1 protein-coding gene and 1 pseudogene are annotated in these 1,398 nt (G+C 43.3%); both read left to right on the top strand.

The window, feature by feature from the left end; translation table 11 throughout:
- Positions 1-595: DUF6714 family protein (locus tag JHD82_RS28965; protein WP_199140340.1), on the top strand; the 595-nt coding region annotated here is incomplete at its 5' end.
- 153 nt (positions 596-748) lie between these two features.
- A pseudogene (locus JHD82_RS30035) lies at positions 749-1,398 on the top strand (RHS repeat-associated core domain-containing protein); the annotation flags it as partial.

Raw genomic sequence — 1,398 nt, 5'->3', positions numbered from 1 at the left:
GAAAATGCACAGGACAGGCGGAATAAATATGAATTTAAATAATATAATTTCAGAAAGATTGCGTGATAGTAAACTTGAGCCTTCTTTACGGGAAAGGTACAACATTGCATTAAAGAAAGAATTTTCTGATGATCTGCCGAATTGCGGATTGTTTATTGATAATACATTCTCCGGGGATGATTCTATTGACTATGAGAAGGGTATTAGACTATTTCTAGGAAAAAAATGGACCGAAGTTGATCTTGATTATTTGTATGAAGAATATGTGCAGTTTTTAATGTTGAATGACGACGGTTTTATTTATTACCTTCCGTCATTTTTGTTATATTTCTATGATCTAAAACATTTTGCATTGGAATATTATATTTATTTTATGGATAAGTTGGAGTTGGGGCTGAATGAATCCAAGGCTACTTACAACGTAGGCAGACGACGGCAGGATTATTCTGGATTCAACAAATTGAGTCACGAGCAATCCAAGCTTGTTGCATTGTTTTTGGTAAATACAGCTAATTTGCTTCCAGATGGATACATGGAGAAGGCGCAAGCACAGAGAGCGCTAACCAACTATTGGGGTAATTTTTTACTATTCTGATTAATAAATCAAGGGGTTCATATAATCTTATTGATTAATGCATTCATTCTTTGATTAATGATAATTAGATTGATATAAAAGATTAATGGCCAAGAGTTGGCTATGCTACTCTAATTATTATCTCCAGAACATAGCCTGAAATACTGCTACGACATGCAGACAAAGGTTCAGGAACAGGAAAAAGAACAACACGCCCGCATCGCCATCCACCACTACCACTGCGACCACCTGGGCACGCCCATGGCCCTGACGGACCAGACCGGCCAGGTGGCCTGAGCCGCAAAGCTGGACCACTGGGGCAATGTGCTGCAGGAGCACAACCCGCAGGGCATCCACCAGGCGATCCGGCTGCCGGGGCAGCACCATGACAGGGAAACGGGGCTGTATTACAACCGGCATCGGTATTACGATCCGGTAGTGGGGAGTTATATCAATCAGGACCCGATTGGTTTGATGGGTGGGACTAACCCCTGCGGATATGTTAGAAATTCGCCTGTTAATCTGGCCGACCCGCTTGGTCTTGAGCCAGGAACAATGGCGCAACGGGGCTATTTAAGCAACAATAGAAAGAGCTACCCCGGATTGCTAGGCGAAGACAGTAACGGAGTAATGCTTTTTGATGAAGACAACAACGAATTTCACAGTTACAACACGAGGAATTCTTGCAAGAAGAGTACAAGTGGCTGCACTCTTAAAAACGTATCCGAAGGACTAATGCGTTATCCAGCTCCAGGTGCAAAAGGGGAGCCTATACAAAACGGCCAGCGCGGTTTCGCAATTCCTGTGGGCCCCGTGAGCCATGT

The organism is Delftia sp. ASV31, assembly GCF_016428765.1.
GTDB lineage: Bacteria > Pseudomonadota > Gammaproteobacteria > Burkholderiales > Burkholderiaceae_C > Comamonas > Comamonas acidovorans.
Note: the sequence above shows the minus strand (reverse complement) of the source record. Positions and strands in the feature narration are given on the sequence as shown.